Origin of the sequence: Virgibacillus sediminis, assembly GCF_042643265.1 — a bacterium.
Lineage (GTDB): Bacteria > Bacillota > Bacilli > Bacillales > Amphibacillaceae > Virgibacillus_O > Virgibacillus_O sediminis.
On sequence record NZ_JBHRRZ010000027.1, the window covers coordinates 1 to 886 of the forward strand.

Annotated in this window: 1 rRNA gene; it reads right to left on the reverse strand. The window is 52.5% G+C overall.

Features of this window, described 5'->3' with window-relative positions:
* Positions 1–886, reverse strand: a 23S ribosomal RNA gene (locus ACFODW_RS12345); the annotation flags it as partial.

Genomic DNA, 886 nt, shown 5'->3' on the forward strand with positions numbered 1-886 from the left:
ACAGCGCTTGGAACGCTCTCCTACCATTGTTCGAAGAACAATCCGCAGCTTCGGTGATACGTTTAGCCCCGGTACATTTTCGGCGCAGAGTCACTCGACCAGTGAGCTATTACGCACTCTTTAAATGATGGCTGCTTCTAAGCCAACATCCTGGTTGTCTGGGCAACTCCACATCCTTTTCCACTTAACGTATACTTTGGGACCTTAGCTGGCGGTCTGGGCTGTTTCCCTTTCGACTATGAACCTTATCACCCATAGTCTGACTCCCAAGTCTAAGTAGCTGGCATTCGGAGTTTGACTGAATTCGGTAACCCGATGAGGGCCCCTAGTCCAATCAGTGCTCTACCTCCAGTACTCGTTCCTTGAGGCTAGCCCTAAAGCTATTTCGGAGAGAACCAGCTATCTCCGTGTTCGATTGGCATTTCACCCCTACCCACACCTCATCCCCGCATTTTTCAACATACGTGGGTTCGGGCCTCCAGTCAGTGTTACCTGACCTTCACCCTGGACATGGGTAGATCACACGGTTTCGGGTCTACGACCACATACTGTATCGCCCTGTTCAGACTCGCTTTCGCTGCGGCTCCGTGTCTTCCACTTAACCTTGCATGGGATCGTAACTCGCCGGTCCATTCTACAAAAGGTACGCCGTCACCCATTAACGGGCTCCGACTACTTGTAAGCGCACGGTTTCAGGTTCTCTTTCACTCCCCTCCCGGGGTGCTTTTCACCTTTCCCTCACGGTACTGGTTCACTATCGGTCACTAGGGAGTATTTAGCCTTGGGAGATGGTCCTCCCGGATTCCGACGGAATTCCACGTGTTCCGCCGTACTCAGGATCCACTCCGGAGAGGATTCCTTTTCGACTACAGGGCTCTTACCCGCT